The sequence below is a fragment of the Cellvibrio sp. PSBB006 genome (genome assembly GCF_002162135.1).
In the GTDB taxonomy this organism is placed as follows: Bacteria; Pseudomonadota; Gammaproteobacteria; order Pseudomonadales; family Cellvibrionaceae; genus Cellvibrio.
Window position 1 is genome coordinate 1,153,491 of sequence record NZ_CP021382.1, and the last position, 16,011, is coordinate 1,169,501.

The 16,011-nt window shown below is 45.5% G+C and carries 13 protein-coding genes and 1 tRNA gene; 2 read left to right on the forward strand and 12 right to left on the reverse strand.

Going from position 1 to position 16,011, the window contains the following annotated elements; genetic code table 11:
- Positions 1-291: 291 nt before the first annotated feature.
- The 4 genes from CBR65_RS04760 to CBR65_RS04775 form a co-directional block, all read right to left on the reverse strand.
- On the reverse strand, positions 292-840 hold the full coding sequence (locus tag CBR65_RS04760) for a hypoxanthine-guanine phosphoribosyltransferase (RefSeq protein WP_087465792.1): 549 nt from the start codon (positions 838-840) through the stop codon (positions 292-294).
- Between the two features lie 22 nt (positions 841-862).
- The gene (locus CBR65_RS04765) at positions 863-1,336 is read right to left on the reverse strand and encodes a methylglyoxal synthase (RefSeq protein WP_087465793.1); all 474 of its coding nucleotides are present in this window, start codon (positions 1,334-1,336) and stop codon (positions 863-865) included.
- Positions 1,337-1,421: 85 nt separating this feature from the next.
- Entirely contained in the window at positions 1,422-3,323 is a 1,902-nt protein-coding gene (htpG, locus tag CBR65_RS04770; RefSeq protein WP_087465794.1) for a molecular chaperone HtpG, read from the reverse strand.
- 192 nt (positions 3,324-3,515) lie between these two features.
- A tRNA-Val gene (locus CBR65_RS04775) sits at positions 3,516-3,592 on the reverse strand.
- A 399-nt stretch (positions 3,593-3,991) separates the two neighbouring features.
- Here CBR65_RS04775 and CBR65_RS04780 point away from each other — a divergent pair.
- The gene (locus tag CBR65_RS04780) at positions 3,992-5,068 is read left to right on the forward strand and encodes an LPS O-antigen chain length determinant protein WzzB (protein ID WP_157671978.1); all 1,077 of its coding nucleotides are present in this window, start codon (positions 3,992-3,994) and stop codon (positions 5,066-5,068) included.
- A 57-nt stretch (positions 5,069-5,125) separates the two neighbouring features.
- On the opposite strand, the gene CBR65_RS04785 is transcribed toward CBR65_RS04780, so the two are convergent.
- Positions 5,126-6,676, reverse strand: a complete 1,551-nt coding sequence (locus tag CBR65_RS04785; RefSeq protein ID WP_087465796.1) for a hypothetical protein — start codon at positions 6,674-6,676, stop codon at positions 5,126-5,128.
- 328 nt (positions 6,677-7,004) lie between these two features.
- Between CBR65_RS04785 and CBR65_RS04790 the strand changes: the two genes are divergently transcribed.
- Positions 7,005-8,927: a nucleoside-diphosphate sugar epimerase/dehydratase gene (locus CBR65_RS04790; protein WP_087465797.1), complete on the forward strand. Its 1,923-nt coding sequence runs from the start codon at positions 7,005-7,007 to the stop codon at positions 8,925-8,927.
- A gap of 174 nt (positions 8,928-9,101) precedes the next feature.
- Here the strand turns inward: CBR65_RS04790 and CBR65_RS04795 are convergent, their stop codons facing one another.
- The 7 genes from CBR65_RS04795 to CBR65_RS04825 all read right to left on the reverse strand — a co-directional run bounded on the left by CBR65_RS04795 (position 9,102) and on the right by CBR65_RS04825 (position 15,992).
- On the reverse strand, positions 9,102-9,611 hold the full coding sequence (locus CBR65_RS04795) for a hypothetical protein (RefSeq protein WP_157671979.1): 510 nt from the start codon (positions 9,609-9,611) through the stop codon (positions 9,102-9,104).
- A 49-nt stretch (positions 9,612-9,660) separates the two neighbouring features.
- Positions 9,661-10,227 carry an acetyltransferase gene (locus CBR65_RS04800; RefSeq protein WP_087465799.1) on the reverse strand — a complete coding sequence of 189 codons (567 nt, stop codon included), beginning with the start codon at positions 10,225-10,227 and terminating at the stop codon, positions 9,661-9,663.
- 18 nt (positions 10,228-10,245) lie between these two features.
- The gene (locus CBR65_RS04805) at positions 10,246-11,673 is read right to left on the reverse strand and encodes a hypothetical protein (protein WP_157671980.1); all 1,428 of its coding nucleotides are present in this window, start codon (positions 11,671-11,673) and stop codon (positions 10,246-10,248) included.
- A gap of 14 nt (positions 11,674-11,687) precedes the next feature.
- Complete coding sequence (locus tag CBR65_RS04810; protein ID WP_087465801.1) at positions 11,688-13,157, reverse strand: MBOAT family protein; 1,470 nt, start codon at positions 13,155-13,157, stop codon at positions 11,688-11,690.
- A gap of 65 nt (positions 13,158-13,222) precedes the next feature.
- Positions 13,223-14,257, reverse strand: coding sequence for a glycosyltransferase family 4 protein (locus tag CBR65_RS04815; protein ID WP_087465802.1), 1,035 nt, complete (start codon positions 14,255-14,257; stop codon positions 13,223-13,225).
- A complete protein-coding gene (locus CBR65_RS04820; RefSeq protein WP_087465803.1) occupies positions 14,254-15,225 on the reverse strand; it encodes an SDR family oxidoreductase in 972 nt (323 codons plus the stop codon). Before CBR65_RS04820 ends, CBR65_RS04815 begins: the two co-directional genes overlap by 4 nt.
- A complete protein-coding gene (locus tag CBR65_RS04825; protein WP_087465804.1) occupies positions 15,222-15,992 on the reverse strand; it encodes a glycosyltransferase family 2 protein in 771 nt (256 codons plus the stop codon). The genes CBR65_RS04820 and CBR65_RS04825 overlap by 4 nt, the downstream gene beginning before the upstream one ends.
- Positions 15,993-16,011: the final 19 nt, after the last annotated feature.

Consider the following 16,011-nt stretch of genomic DNA (forward strand, 5'->3'; position numbering starts at 1 on the left):
CGCGATTCGCTTGTCCCTATCCATTTAATATTTTTGTCTCCACAATTTACTATTCGAACAAGGCATCTATGCCATCGAACAGCAAAGTTTTTCTATGGAGCATAAATACAGCATCCGTGGGTCGTATTTGTACGGGAATTGGTAGCTATTGTCCAGAGTAAAACGACAAAAATGAGAGTTTTTAGCCTATTTCGTTATAAGTAAAGAAAAGTAACGAAGTGATATTTAGACAAAAATGCACTTAAGGATTGAGAATAAACACAAAACTCTTGAAAAAAATAACGCTCTGGGTTACTCGCAGGCAAAAATTCCGGGAGCGTTGCGCCAGTGATCTTCGTAATCCATCCCATAACCAAAGACATAACGATCAGGGACTTGTAAGGCAACATAATCAGCCGAGATGGCCGGGGTGTAATTTGTCAGTAACTTTTCTGTCAGCACTGCAATTCGAACATCCTCTGCGCCGGCGGCCTTACAGTGTTGCACAATAGCAGCCAAGGTAATCCCGCGATCAAGGATATCGTCAACCAGGAGAATATGACGCCCCTTCATGGAGACTTCAGGGTAGCGCTTCCACACCACGTCACTTCCCTCAAGCTGACCGGTGTAACGTGTAGCATGGAGATAATCCACCTCCAATAAAAATGGCAAACGCTGCAGCAGATAGCCCAAGGTTGATAACGCACCGTTCATCACACCCAACACCAGCGGATATTTGTCAGCCAGATCCTGATTGATCTGCACCGCCATTTTATCCAGCGCCTGCTCTACTTCTGCCAAGGTGTACAGGCAGTCCGCCTGCGCATATACCTGCTCTAACGCTACTTGCTTATTGCTCATATTTTTAGAATCCCGATACGACTTAAACAGATGTTGGCAACACCGCTCGTTTGGCCATATAACTTTCGTAATCCGGCACGCCTCGCTCGCATTCACTGTTAAATAACGGCGAAGCCACCAGAAAATCAGCGGAAATCTGGTTGCAGGCAATCGGAATATTCCAGACAGCTGCGATACGCAACAAGGCTTTTACATCGGGATCATGGGGCATGGGCTCGAAGGGGTCCCATAAAAAAACCAGAAAATCTATCTTGCCCTCGGTGATCAGCGAACCCACCTGCTGGTCACCGCCCAAAGGGCCACTGATGAGTTTATTGATTGGCAAACCGGTTTCTTTTTCAATAATCAAACCCGTCGTGCCAGTTGCGTAGAGTTTGTGGGCGGCCAAGTCAGCCCGATGTTTTTTACACCAGGCCACGATATCTTGCTTCTTATTATCGTGAGCCACCAAGGCGATACTTTTTGCTGCAGGCAAAATAATTTTTTTGTATTCCATGGCCGACTCCAGGTCATTAAAAAACAAATCTCCGGCCGACAGATGTCAGGCCGGAGTTCGCGGGTGCATGACCGTTATTTAACGATTAATGACTTAGTTCAAGCAAGAGTTTGTTCAAGCGTTGCACATAAGCCGCAGGGTCCTGCAACTGCGCACCTTCAGCCAGATTCGCCTGATCAAACAGCACATGGGCCAGATCCGCGAAACGGGTGTCGTTGGACTCCTGCTCCAATTTTTTAACCAACGGATGTTCCGGATTGAGTTCAAAAATCGGCTTGGTTTCCGGCAATTGTTGCCCAGCGGCTTCCAGGATACGGCGCATCTGCGCACCCATATCGTGTTCGGCTACTACGACACAAGCTGGTGATTCAGTCAGGCGGTGAGTGATACGCACCTCCGCGACCTCATCATCAAGCGCAGTTTTTACGCGCTCCAACAAAGGTTTCAATTGCTCGGCTACTTTTTCCTGGGCCTGCTTTTCTTCTTCGCTATCCAGCTTGCCCAAATCCAGCTCGCCTTTACCGACGTCCTGGAAGGACTTGCCGTCAAACTCGGACAAATGGCTCATCAGCCACTCGTCTATGCGGTCACTCAGCAGCAATACTTCAATGCCTTTTTTGCGGAATACCTCCAGGTGCGGGCTGCTCTTCGCGGTATTGAAGTTTTCCGCCGCGATATAGAAGATCTTCTCCTGCCCTTCCTTCATGCGCGCAACATAATCCTCAAGGGACTGATCCTGCTCCGGCTTATCCGTATGGGTAGAGGAGAAGCGCAACAGCTTGGCGATTTTTTCCCGGTTGGCAAAGTCTTCCGCCGGACCTTCTTTAAGCACCTGCCCAAATTCTTTCCAGAAACCGGTGTACTGTTCCGGCTCTTTCGCGATTTTGGCCAGCATATCCAGCACGCGCTTGGTCAGCGCCGAACGCATGGTGTCGATATTCGGGTCTTTTTGCAGAATCTCGCGCGATACGTTCAGAGAAAGGTCATTGGAATCCACCACGCCTTTGATAAAGCGCAGATACAACGGCAGGAACTGCTCGGCGTCGTCCATGATAAAGGTGCGCTGAACATACAGCTTCAGACCACGGGACGCATCGCGGTTATAGAGATCAAAAGATGCACGGGCCGGAACATACAGCAGGCTGGTGTAATCCAGGTTACCTTCCACACGGTTGTGGCTCCAGGTCAGCGGATCGGTAAAATCGTGGCTGACATGCTTGTAGAACTCTTTATATTCTTCGTCGGTAACATCACTGCGCGAACGGGTCCAGAGCGCAGTCGCCGTATTGATCACCTCATCTTCCGGCTCTTTATCCTTGTTTTCCTCATCGATGGCTACCGGTTTCTGCATAACCACCGGGATCGCAATGTGATCGGAGTACTTTTTAATGATGGAACGCAAACGCCAGTTATCGGCAAACTCCAGCGCATCACTTTTCAGATGCAGCTCAATGGTCGTACCACGGGTCGCTTTCTCGACTGTCTCGACGCTGAACTCCGCGTCACCGGAACATTCCCAGCGAACTCCTTCACCAGCCGGAGAGCCAGCGCGGCGGGAGGTTACCACCACCCGATCAGCCACGATAAAGGCTGAATAGAAACCCACACCAAACTGGCCTATCAACTGCGCATCTTTCTTTTGGTCGCCGCTCAGCTTCTGCATGAACTGCGCGGTACCGGACTTGGCGATAGTCCCGAGGTTATCGACCACCTCATCGCGCGACATACCGATACCGTTATCGCTGATGGTCAGGGTCTTGGCTTCCTTATCAAAGCTGATGCGGATCTTCAGGTCAGTATCGCCCTCGTAAAGATCCCCGTTGGAAACCGCCTCAAACCGCAGTTTATCGGCCGCATCCGAGGCATTGGAAACCAGTTCCCGCAGGAAAATCTCGCGGTTTGAATAAAGTGAATGGATCATCAAATGCAGTAATTGCTTTGCTTCGGTCTGGAAACCCCGGGTTTCTTTGCGTGCATCAACGGTCATATAAAAAGCTCCTTAAAAACATTCCGATCAATAGTGAACACCTGCCAAAACTGGCAGATAAAAGCATGTGCGGAAGATGGGGCTGGCGGGAGGGAATTCAAGGGTATGTCGCATGAGGATAGAGTTTGCTAGCGACTGAAAACAAAAAACCCCGCCGAGGCAGGGTTTTGAATCAGCCTTTAGGCTGGAATGTGGTAGGACTACCCGGACTCGAACCGGGGACCTCTACCATGTCAAGGTAGCGCTCTAACCAACTGAGCTATAGTCCTGAGGAATTCAGGGCGCGAACTTTAACAAGGCTGGTGAAATCAGACAAGTGTTTTTGCTAATTTTCGCGTGCCGTTCGAACCAGTCTCTGCCGGACAATAATCACAACTTTTTTATAAATGTGTCATGGATCATAAAGTTGTATACAACTATCGGCGGCGGTAGAATGCACGACCTTGCATGGCTGTAACCCAAATGACACATTCTCAGCCGTTGTTCCTGACACATAACTCCAAGCCAAGGGCGGCATAGCGTGCGAAAAGGATTCCCCCTTCTTGCACCAATCCTGTTGAATATAGATAAATCTGTGGGGCTGATAACAGACCCCGCGATTAAAATTCGCCAATTTAAACCTTATCGAGACGGCGAAGTCCATGGATAAAAGAACCTCTGGTAAACACATGACAAATATTGAACGCCCCTTTCCTCACACGCCCCATACCAGCTATGACGACGAAATTGACTTATGGCAGCTGGCAGTTACCCTGTGGGAAGGAAAATACTGGATTATCGGCGTCACCTTTCTATGTATGTTAGTGGGGTTCGGTTATGCCAAGCTTTCGGATGAACAATGGGAGTCTAGCGCTCGCGTAATCGAGCCGGACTATAATCGCTATCAGGAAATTCTTGCCTATACGCGACGCCTGGAGCCAGCCTTTGGCAACCAGTTTGGTGAGCGCATTAAAAATTTAAACTTCAGCAACAGCGAAGAGGTTTTTAAGCACTTTATCACGCTGTATAACTCCAACGACAACAAGCGTGAATTTCTTAAGAACCACCCCGCATTCCAACAACAAGTCAAAGAGCCGCAAAACGAAACTGCATTATTAAACAATTGGACAGCCAACATCTCTGCGGCCAGCAATAAAAATACACCCGATGAGTTCGAGCTATCATTTATGGGCGGAACGGCCACCGAAAGCCAATCCTTGCTGATGGAATATGTCCAGTTCAGCAACAACAAAGTGGCAGAAGATTTCCAGCACAACATAACTAGCATGACTAACCAACGCGTTGCTGAGCTTAAACAAACATTGAAAACGCTTGAATCAAACACCAGGAATCGAGTTAATCGTGATATAGAACGCTTGACCCATTCCCTGGCTATTGCCAAAGCCGCCAATATCAATACGCCTATTATTGATCCGGGTACCAAGGACGAATTTGATATCAATCTCGGCACCCGAGCGATAGAGGCAAAAATCCAGGAGCTAAAATCACTGGACAACCTGGCGGTAATTGAGCCGACAATACTCAACGTACAAAATCAATTAAGCGCGGCAGAAAGTATTGATCTAACCGGCACACCCGCTTTTGAAGCCTACAAGTTCATCCAGGCGCCCACCGAGCCCTTGTCACGTTCCCAGCCCAAGACACTGCTGATATTGTTGGCATGCATGATGATCGGCGGGATAGTCGGTGTGGTTATCGTTATTATCAAAAACAGTATTCGCACCCACCTTCAATCATCAAAGTAAAGGCATAAAAGCCGGTTCACCTCTCAGTGAACCGGCTTTTATGCCTTTTTACCCGCTTTAAACGGAAGCTTTTTTCATGGCATTGCGAACCATGACCACAGGTACAACAATTACCGTTGTCAAAAACATCAGCGCAATCCATACCAGAATCACTTTCTTGATATCCAGCCCTTCTTTTTCTGTCAGCACGCGACTTGTAATGGGCGTGTAGAGCCGATCACGAACACCGACAGCTTCGATGCTGAGCTGGTTATAAATACGTTCAGTTACATCGAAGTAACTTGTGAGCTGTTCGAGAATACCGGGCAACGCCTCATTAACACGATCCAGGTACAATTGATGTGCTTCCTGCCGCTCACCGCCATTACGCTTTTTCGCCGCCTCAGTCAGTGAGATGATAATAAGTTCAACATCGGTAATCCGGCTTTTAACATCCGCTGCCCGCAAATTAAAATCCAGCCATTGCTGGTTTAACCGTTGCTTATAAGCCTCCCGCTCTGACTCACCGGACATTTGCATCAATTTGTCTAACGTATCACCACCCAACTGGGAAACCACCATAGAAGAAGACTCACCACCACCGCTGGTGACGCGCTCCGCCCTGCGGTAAGTATCAAACGCTTCTTTCGCCAGAGAGGCCTGATTTTGCAATAGCGACAACTCCATCCTCAGTTTTTTTAACCGGTCTTCATAATAATAAACGGACAATTGTGGATCGCGACTTAAACCCAAATAACGGATTGGTGACATCAGCTCATCAATAACATAACGATTCATATCATCAATAGCGTTAGTTAAATCAGGGAGCTTCATTCCTGTTTCGGGATCAGCAATGGTAGATACACCTTCAAATGCTGACAACTTGGAAATGTTCTCGCGCAGTAAACCCAACTTTTCATCAAGCAGGTCGCTCACAATCATGTATTCCACTTTCTGGATTAAATCGATATTGAGCGAGCGCGATGACGATAAATTGATATTAAGATCCAACACACCTTTGTCTTTAATGGCACGTTCAGCCCAAATCGCGGGGATATCACTCAGCACCTTGGACGCAACACTTTCCGGCAGTTGGGCTTTATCCAGCCGCATTGAGATCAGCACACTACCCCGCGATGCCTGATCCAATTCTGCTTGCATACGCCCCTGAATTTCTTCAACCTGTTCAAAACTCAATTTTTTATCGGCCAGCAACTTGCGATACTTTTCCACTATGGCCGGATATGTCGGCGCATAGGGCTCGGCCGATAAGCTCCCCTGAAGATCCGCTACAGTCATATCGTATTCATCCAACCGATTGCGCTGGTGGGCCAATTGGACGACGGCCGGTGCGATGATGTCACCAAATGCGAAGGGGGAACCATTGGGAAATTGCAGCTTATGGGCATCCGGAAAGGTCAGACGTATAGGTTTGGCGTAGGTAATCTCATTGGATAAGATCACAATCTTACTGGCCTGGAATGCACCATAGAGTGCGGTGACAACAATCAACGCTATCAACCACATTTTCCAGGTTGCCAACACTGCTTTCACTAAACCTAACAGGTCGATTTCATCATCCATTCGATCAGCCGAGCTGGCCGAGGGGGAAGGGGCAACATGATTCAAAGTGGGGTCTCCTTCAAGCAGACGCTGAACGTGCAACAAGATATACGTATTTCGATAAGATCGACAATTTGGATGACTCTGGCAGGCGGCCCCGCGAGAGGGGTGTAAGCCTACGGAAAAACCGAGAATATTTCATCTTTTTATAGCTTATTGATCAAAGAAAATCCGCTCAACCAAACCATATGAATAGTCGACAACGGGAAAAAGCGCAAGAATTGATTTATACTTTGCCGCACTATTCATCTGTACATCGCTAACGTCTTTCCAAGGTTAAGTCATCAGCAGCGCGCTTGATCTGACAAGACCACCAGATACTTCGAGGTAATCAATGCTGGAAGCTTTGTTTGAGTCGTCTCGCACTACCAAACGGATTATTTCACTGTGCTATGACACCTTCGCCATTGCCCTGGCTTTTTATATTGCCACCTGCATGCGCCTCGGCACCTTCAGTATCCCGGTTACCCAAAAAGAACTCACCGCGGTTGCCATCACGATCGTCATTACCCTGGCATTGTTTACCAAGATGGGGATGTACCGGGCCATACTACGCTACATGACCCTCCCCGCGATGCTAACCATCGTCGGATGTGTGTGCGTCTCCGGGCTGGTACTCGCCATGGCCAGCTTCTTTACCTTTTCCAAGGTGCCGCGCTCAGTCCCCTTCATCTATATCACCACAGCCTTGTTACTAATCGGTACGCCGCGACTCCTGGTGAGAAGCCTGATCGCTCTGCTCAACCGCCAGAGCCGGGGCAATAAAGAAGCGGTTATCGTTTACGGCGCCGGTTACACCGGCCATCAATTAACCCTGGCCCTGCAAGCCACGCCGTATAAAGTGGTGGCTTTTGTGGATGACAACCCCGCCCTGCACGGCACCGTATTGGCCAACAAAAAAGTCTTTGATCCCTCCATGATTGAAGCACTGATGCACACCCACAGCGCCAACAAAATCCTTCTGGCGTTAGGCAGTACACCTAACTCACGACGCGCCGAAGTCATTAAACGCCTGGAAGCCCTCCCTGTCTCCGTTCAAACCGTTCCGGCGATACCCGATATCCTCAGCGGCAAGGCACGCATTGAGCATATTCGCGACGTTGAGATTGAAGACTTGTTAGGCCGCGACCCCGTACAAGCCAACCCGGATTTAATGCACGCCTGCATTACCGGCAAAGTCGTTATGGTCACCGGCGCAGGCGGCTCCATTGGTAGCGAGCTGTGTCGGCAGATTTTGCGGCAATCGCCCAAAACCCTTGTTCTGTTCGAGCTGAATGAATATAGCCTGTATAGTGTTGAACAAGAGTTACAGCAGGAGATTGCTACGCGAGGATTAGAATTAAAACTCGTCAGCCTGCTGGGCTCCGTACAAAAAGAAAATCGACTCGAAACGATCATGCGCGCCTTCGGCGTCCAAACGGTATATCACGCTGCGGCATATAAGCATGTCCCACTGGTGGAGCACAACATTGTAGAAGGCGTACGCAACAATGTATTCGGCACCTGGTACTGCGCAGAAGCAGCCATTAAAGCCGGGGTTGAATCTTTTGTGCTGATCTCTACGGACAAAGCTGTACGCCCCACAAACATTATGGGCGCATCCAAGCGGATGGCCGAATTAGCACTGCAAGGCTTGGCGCAGCGTCAGAGTACAACACGTTTTACCATGGTACGTTTTGGTAACGTACTTGGTTCATCCGGCTCCGTTGTTCCCCTCTTCCGCCAACAGATCAAACAAGGCGGCCCGATTACCGTTACCCATCCCGATATTATTCGTTATTTTATGACGATTCCTGAAGCGGCTGAGCTGGTTATTCAGGCGGGTGCAATGGGAACTGGTGGAGATGTGTTCGTGTTGGACATGGGCGAGCCCGTAAAAATTATTGATCTGGCCGCGCGGATGATTCACTTGTCAGGCCTGGAAGTTAAGGATGACAAACACCCTAATGGTGATATTGAAATTTTATATACCGGATTACGCCCTGGTGAAAAGTTATATGAAGAGTTATTGATCGGGGATAACGTTAGTGGAACCGGACATCCGCGTATTATGCGAGCCGAAGAACAATGCTTGAACTGGAAAGAAACCAAGTTGCTTTTGGATGAACTGGATAAATCCTGCCACACCTATAAATGTGACGAGGTAAAAGAATTGTTAATCAACGCTCCGACAGGCTACAAATCTACCGAAGCCCTCGGAGATTCAGTTTGGCTGCAAAAACAGGAAACGGCAAAGCTAAGATTGATTAATTCATAATGGTTTGTATCAGTTAAGTAGCACGAATCAACCATTCTCCGGAATGCCCTGTAAAGCTGGTTTAAGTATCTGTGAATACGCCGAATTAGAGCTAGTCATAACACCACAAGAACGATTCACATAATAAACGGGATGGCAGATGGGAAATTTGAAATTTGGCTAAGTGTTTGCTGTTTACCAAGTAGCTCCTTTCGGAGTCCAATATCCATATGCCCAACAGTTGCGTCTTGGATCAATAAGACTCGGGAAAGCCTTTAGAACTTCTTGGCAGTCGTCCGGCGAATGAGCCAGCAGCTTATAATTAGCACCGTCAGATTTATAGAGGTATTGCTCTGACGTCGATGTATTCATTCTCGGATCTCTTGGCAACTCAGGCAAAAACTCTGGTACAAGCCCCGGAATCCAATCACTTCTGCTCTCCCCGAAACGAGAGTAAAGACCATCCCATCCCCGGCCTCGATCTGAACTTATCGGGTAGGCCTGGTGTTTTAGTTTATATTTTTCCAATGCATAGACAATCATGTAAAAGTCAATCAATCGAGCAAACTGAGTTTCATCCACGCCAACAACAGGTTGAGCCGTTTTAGGGACCACTAGCAGATCTTCGCTCTTTTCTTCATCAGAACAAGATACGACCAATGTACTGACTAAAGTGATCAACAAGCCAAGTATTAAAGTTTTCAACGTCGACTCCAAAACAATAAAGACGGTGAATATACGTATAAGGCTAGATTTACTTAACAACGACCCAATCACCAATCGCAGTGCCATAACCGAGCGAATTTCCTGTATGCAGCCAAGCACCGACGCCGAGGCGTGCGCCTCCAGCCATAGTGGTACCCACACCGAGGTGACCAAAGTCACCGACCTGACAATGATGATCGACTACCGCCCCAGCGTTTACTATAACCCCTTCACCTAATCGAGATTCAGTACCTACAATCGCTCCTGCCATAATCGTACAGCCAACACCAATAACTGCACTAGGTGACACAATTGCCTGAGGATGAATAACAGTCTCCAGCTCAAAACCATTATCGATTAGTCGAGCCTGAAGTTCTGCGCGAACAGTATTATTACCAATGGCAACAATGACTTTATCTGCGCCTAAACGATGATATCTGAATAAATCTTTCGTATCACCGACAACGGGAAGATCCCAAACTTGTTTACACTCCGAGTATGAATCATCAACAAAACCCAGCACTTCAGTATTTAACAAAGAATTGATAAGAACCGCTTCAGCAACAGAATGACCATAACCGCCAGCGCCAAAAATCAACAGCTTTTTCTTAAGCACAGCTTACCTCTGTATTTTTTACCATTTTTCAGCGCCGTCGGACCAAAAACCATAAGCATTGCAGTTTCTAACCGGATCAATTAACTCCGAGTATTTGAGCTTTATCACTGGACAATCTTCGCGAACTCCATGAGCTAGAATCTTGAAGTCGAGACCATTTGACCTGTATATGTATTGCTGGCTTCCATTTGTATTATTTCGAGGGTCCCTAGGAAGGGCTTCGATAAAATCAGGCACCAAACCTTCAATCCAATCGACCTTACTTTGTCCCCAATTCGTGTGCAATCCATCCCACAGATGGCTTTTGGGATATTGACCGTACTTAAGCTTGTATTTCCCCAAAGCGTCTTTAAGCATTTTAAGGTGTGAGACTCTAGTGGCGAACAATTGGGAGCCGGTGAGCAAGTATTGCTCAGCTCTTAAATCAGCACTCTGTTCTACTTTAGGTTTATCTAAAATATTCAGATTAATACAATCAGACAGCCTAATTGAACGCAAGACCGCCCCTTTTTTATTCAGGTGATAATCCGTGTTAAAGAAATATTCAACCTCGAGATTAGATTCTGCGGGGTCGCAAATTACCTCGAAGCCTCTATCTATCAGATTACTATTCAACGCGGAAACCATTTCTCTAGATTTTCCCGACTTATGTAAGTTGAAGCTTTCATTTCTAATAGTTGCCGGCCAAGTAAAATAAAGTTTGGCACCCATAGCATTCAATTTATTTGAAAATCTCTTAGCATCTTTATAAAACTCATCAGAAATGTCTGAAGAAGTTAGATAATTTCGCGTACGTTCGTTTCGAAAATCCAAAATCTTTTGTATTGCCTTACGATCAACCAGTATGTCACCAAAGCAATTCATTGATTTGTAGTTATATCCCTGCCACCTTGGACTCTTTGATTCATCGGTAAGACAATAATTCTTCACATTTTCCACACCCAAATATTCGATAGACCCTTCGCCAAATGAGCGTTCTAAGTAAGAAGAAAGATCCGTGCTCTTAAAGTATTTAAACAGTTCAAACACACCATAAGTCTTTAAATGCTCATAACCCCAACTCTGCATATTGTTAAGTTGCCAATCTGTCAGATCATCAGTTCTTGTGTAAAAAACAAATTCCAGTGGCATAATTATTATATCTCCTTCCGAAGCCACTTGTTCGATTTGATCAGCCAGGAAATTAAATGTCAGCCCAGCATGCCCAGACATATTAATGATTGGATACCCGGTTTCTTTTGCTATCACTTCAGAGCTTATTCCAAACAGGCTATTTGAACCGCTAGCAACAATTATTTTTTTTCTACCAATTTTTTCAGCCGAATGAATTTTAACTTTATAAACATCTCGCAGCCAATGCTCAGCTTTTTGATAGCCGCCAAGTGAAAAATACCATAGCGCAAACCAAGAAAAAAATACTCCCGCAAATGATACAAACAAGGTCACCAAATATTTCATAATTAGAAATTAAAATAAAGAAATTGAGATTCGGAAGTCGATTCGTGAAAATAGAGCAGAAAAACAAAAGCAAACATAAGACCCGAAAAAACCATACGACGGAAACTCACACCACCTCTTTGGAAGTATTCCGATGAATTTCGAAGAGCAAGCACGGAGAATATTGCAACAAAAATAAAAATCAGTTGGATATTAGCTAATAGAAAATTATAAACGGGCAGCACGAACTTAAAATTTAAAAGCCCAACATAACTTAAGCCACCAACCATCCCGCCTAAGACTTTGGTTGCGTCAGAAAGGCTTTCCGCCCTAAAGAAAACCCAAGTTACGTTTATGAACATAAATGTCACAAACCAGCCAAGCAGCGGATGCATTCTGCACCCTAGTTCATTCCATAAACGATGAAGGACTAAAGCCGCACCATGTAACGCCCCCCAAATTACAAACATCCAGCTCGCACCATGCCAAAGGCCGCCAACGAGAAAAGTGGCAAATAAGTTCAAGTAGGTTCGACACCTACCACCCCGATTTCCCCCCAGGGGAATATATACATAGTCGCGCAAAAAACGGCTTAACGTTATATGCCATCTGCGCCAAAAATCCTGAATGCTTTTAGCCTTGTATGGGGAGTTGAAATTAATAGGAAGCTTAATATTGAATAATAAGGCTGCCCCTATGGCCATATCCGTATATCCGCTAAAGTCGAAATAAAGCTGAAACGTATAGCTTAGACTGGTTACCCATGCCTCAACAAAGCCAAGTGGTACCGTGGAATCAAAACCACTATTGGCCCACCTAGCAAACGTATCCGCGATCACAACCTTCTTAAAAAGTCCCATGGAAAATATAAAAGCACCCAGCGAAATATTCTTATACCTTTTAATCAGATTCCAGCGAGATGCAAACTGAGGCATCATTTCTTTGTGGTGAACAATGGGGCCAGCGATCAATTGCGGAAAAAATGTAATGAAAAGCATATAATTAACAACATTGTACTCTTGTGTCTCTTTCCTATAGCTATCCACTAAATAAGCAATTTGCTGGAATGTAAAAAAGCTAATCGCCAATGGCAATACTACATTTTGCAGCGGAACATCCGCACCAAATACTCCGTTGAAATTAGCAATAAAAAAATCTAAATACTTAAAATAAGCGAGCAATCCCACATTAAAAGCCAAACCGAAAACAAGCATTGTCTTTCGGCTGAGAAGCCAATTCATGCCCAACATGGTCTGACCATGAGCCATACCTTCAACACTGAGGCTTAGCCTGGTCCCAACAACATAGTTGATTGCCATGGAGATCAAAATTAAAGGCAAGTAGATCGGGTTCCACCAACTGTAGAAAAACAAACTAGCTAAAACCAACCAGACTTTTCCTGCAACGATCAGCCTTCTTTGGTTTAAGAAAAAATATACAAAGAAAGTAATAGGCAGAAAGAATAATATGAATTCGTATGAATTAAATAACACAGATGCATCCGATTAGAATAAGAGCTTTCATGTACACAAAAGGGAGATAAGCTGTATCTAAAAATTTAGAGCTCTGCAATCTGCCCTATCTCATCCCCGGCTTTTAACCAAATTGCGACCAAAGCAAGAGGTAGGAAGGTAAAGATCACACCCAGGACTCCATCAATAAAGCCAACAGCAACCATTGCAGCTATAGGCAGCAATATCAATAAATTGATCGCACCGAATAATATTGAAACCGGTTTATGCGCGCCAAGTTTTCGTGACAGGTACTGGTATGCGTGACTACGGTGCGCCTCATAAAAGGATTTTCCCTTAAATATCCGACGAATAAGAGTGACGGTAGCATCAACAATAAAAGCACCAAGCAGAATAATCCAGCCCCAAAACAAGTCCTGGTCAATGTGCGCAGCCATTATAGAAAACAATCCCAGAAGCATTCCAACGAAACCGCTACCTGCATCCCCCATAAATATTTTTGCAGGAGGAAAATTCCAAATCAAGAAACCGATAGTCGCGGCCAATAGTGAGAGAATTGGCAACTGATCGACTAAAGTTCTATTATTAGTTAGAAGAAATAAAACCATGCCTCCAAAACAAACCGTGCTCGCTTCAATACCTGCAATACCATCAATACCATCCATAAAATTATAAAGATTTAGCAGCCAAACCAAATAAATTGCAGCAAGAATATGGCCGAACCAGCCCAGCTCCAAGTCCGCCCCAAATACCTCAATTACAGGAAAGCCACCGAGCCAATACAATCCCCATGATGCAGCAGAAAAGTGAGCAACCAAACGCCAACGCGCAGCCACATGCCCATGGTCATCAATGAAGCCTGTGACAGCGACAATCATTCCAGCACCAACCAACCCGAAAAACATATCGCTTTCTAAAATATCAAAAGCCCATAAAGCCACTATTCCAAATAGAAAACTTAAAACAATGGCCACACCACCACCGCGGGGAGTGGGGACAGAGTGAGAACTACGAGCATTAGGGATATCCACAAGGCTTCGCGCCAATGCATATTTACGTAGTAGGCCCGTCAAAGCAAAGGCTAGAAATCCTATAAGTAGTAAATAAAACCAAACCATCATTGCCTCGCATCCAGCAGGAATGCCATTGCAGTTTTTTTCAACTGCTCATCTACAGATGCCGGCGGCATCCAACCAAGAAGCTTTTTAGCTTTAGAAATATCGACTTGAAGTGAGCCACAAAGACGCTGAGAGAAATGCTTCTTACCGATCAATAATGCCGAGACATCAAGAAGGAGAGAAGGAACTGGAAGCAGGCGCGTGGGACGACCTAAAGCGTCTCCCATACGCCTAAGCAAACTTGTTGTCGATAGATCTTCTCCATCACTTACAAAGAAAACCTGATTTGCCGCCGCAGGATGTTTAATGCAGGTTACTACCAGATCAACCAGATTATCCAGCCCAACCAAACTTCGCCGGTTATCAATGGCGCCCAACGGTAATGGTATCCTCTTATTCAACCAGTTCATCATACTCTTAAAATTTGCTTTAACCCCTGGGCCGTATACCAGAGGCGGCCTTACAACGACAATCTCCATACCTGTCTCTGCTGCTAACTTAAACAAGGCTTGCTCAGCCTCATACTTAGATATTCCATAAGGGTCCAGAGGAGCAGCAATGTCAGCCTCAGTAAGCGGGTGACCAGGCACACTCACTTCACCGTTTACCTTAACCGAACTAATAAATATAAATCTCTTCACACCACATTTAGCCGCTGTTGCAGCCAAGGTTAATGTGTTCGAATAATTTATTTTTCGAAATTCGGTCAATGGGTCCACAACAGCATCATTCATCACATGAACTCGTGCCGCAGTGTGAACTACAACATCCACGCCAATGAAATGCTCTTCGAATTGCTTGGTCTCTGAAAAATCGGGAACGACCAATGAATATATGCTGGAAAAATCAGCCCATATCTCACAGGGTTTCCTCGTAACAGCAAGTACAGACCAATTTGGTGATTCGCTTAATCTTTTTACCAAGGCGCTTCCTACAAAACCATTCGCACCTGTAATTGCAATCTGGCTCATTTTTTTTGCCATCTTGATAGACTGATAAACTCCAAAAACTTGAAGGGAATTTTAGTTAGAACAAACACCAAGTTTGTATATAGGCCATTGTCTTTGCAAGCTTTAACAATCTCACGATTTAGCAATAAGCTGCTCTTAATTCCCGATGTGCTAACACCTCCCTGCCGCATTCTTACAACGACCTTGTTCATCCAACGGTAATTCAATTTATTCGAATAAAGCATCCGCACAAACATTTCGTAATCTGCAGATATTTTATAATCTAATGAGTACGCACCAACCAATTCATAAGCGCTTCGTCTCATGAAAGTTGCCGGGTGAGGGGGCATCCAACCAAATCTTAACTTCCATGACCTGAAATGGCTGGCCCTATATATACGAGTAACGGCCTTTGTATCTTCTGCCTTGCAGAAAACAACATCACCATAAATTAAATCAGTTTTTGGAAGGCGCATAAATTGATCAACCAAATAAGCAATAGCGTCATTGCTTTCGTAGAAGTCATCGGAATTTAGTATCCCGATAATATCGCCGGTAGCAGCAGCGATGCCTTTATTCATCGCATCATATATCCCCTTGTCCGGCTCAGATATTATTTTGGCAATCCTTGATGCGTACTCACCAACAATATCCAATGTTCTATCTTTTGATTTCCCATCTACAATAATGTACTCAATGTCTGTATGAGTTTGAGACAAAACAGACTCAATAGTATCTCGTATCGTCTTTGCACTGTTAAAGCAAACAGTAATGATGCTAACTTTCATGGATATATCCGTTCTGGTA

Excerpts from the sequence above, each read along its gene's own strand:
- CBR65_RS04760 (WP_087465792.1), bottom strand. The coding sequence starts at position 840 with ATGAGCAATAAGCAAGTAGCGTTAGAGCAGGTATATGCGCAGGCGGAC.
- CBR65_RS04765 (WP_087465793.1), bottom strand. The coding sequence starts at position 1,336 with ATGGAATACAAAAAAATTATTTTGCCTGCAGCAAAAAGTATCGCCTTG.
- htpG (WP_087465794.1), bottom strand. The coding sequence starts at position 3,323 with ATGACCGTTGATGCACGCAAAGAAACCCGGGGTTTCCAGACCGAAGCA.
- CBR65_RS04780 (WP_157671978.1), top strand. The coding sequence starts at position 3,992 with ATGACAAATATTGAACGCCCCTTTCCTCACACGCCCCATACCAGCTAT.
- CBR65_RS04790 (WP_087465797.1), top strand. The coding sequence starts at position 7,005 with ATGCTGGAAGCTTTGTTTGAGTCGTCTCGCACTACCAAACGGATTATT.
- CBR65_RS04815 (WP_087465802.1), bottom strand. The coding sequence starts at position 14,257 with ATGATGGTTTGGTTTTATTTACTACTTATAGGATTTCTAGCCTTTGCT.
- CBR65_RS04820 (WP_087465803.1), bottom strand. The coding sequence starts at position 15,225 with ATGAGCCAGATTGCAATTACAGGTGCGAATGGTTTTGTAGGAAGCGCC.
- CBR65_RS04825 (WP_087465804.1), bottom strand. The coding sequence starts at position 15,992 with ATGAAAGTTAGCATCATTACTGTTTGCTTTAACAGTGCAAAGACGATA.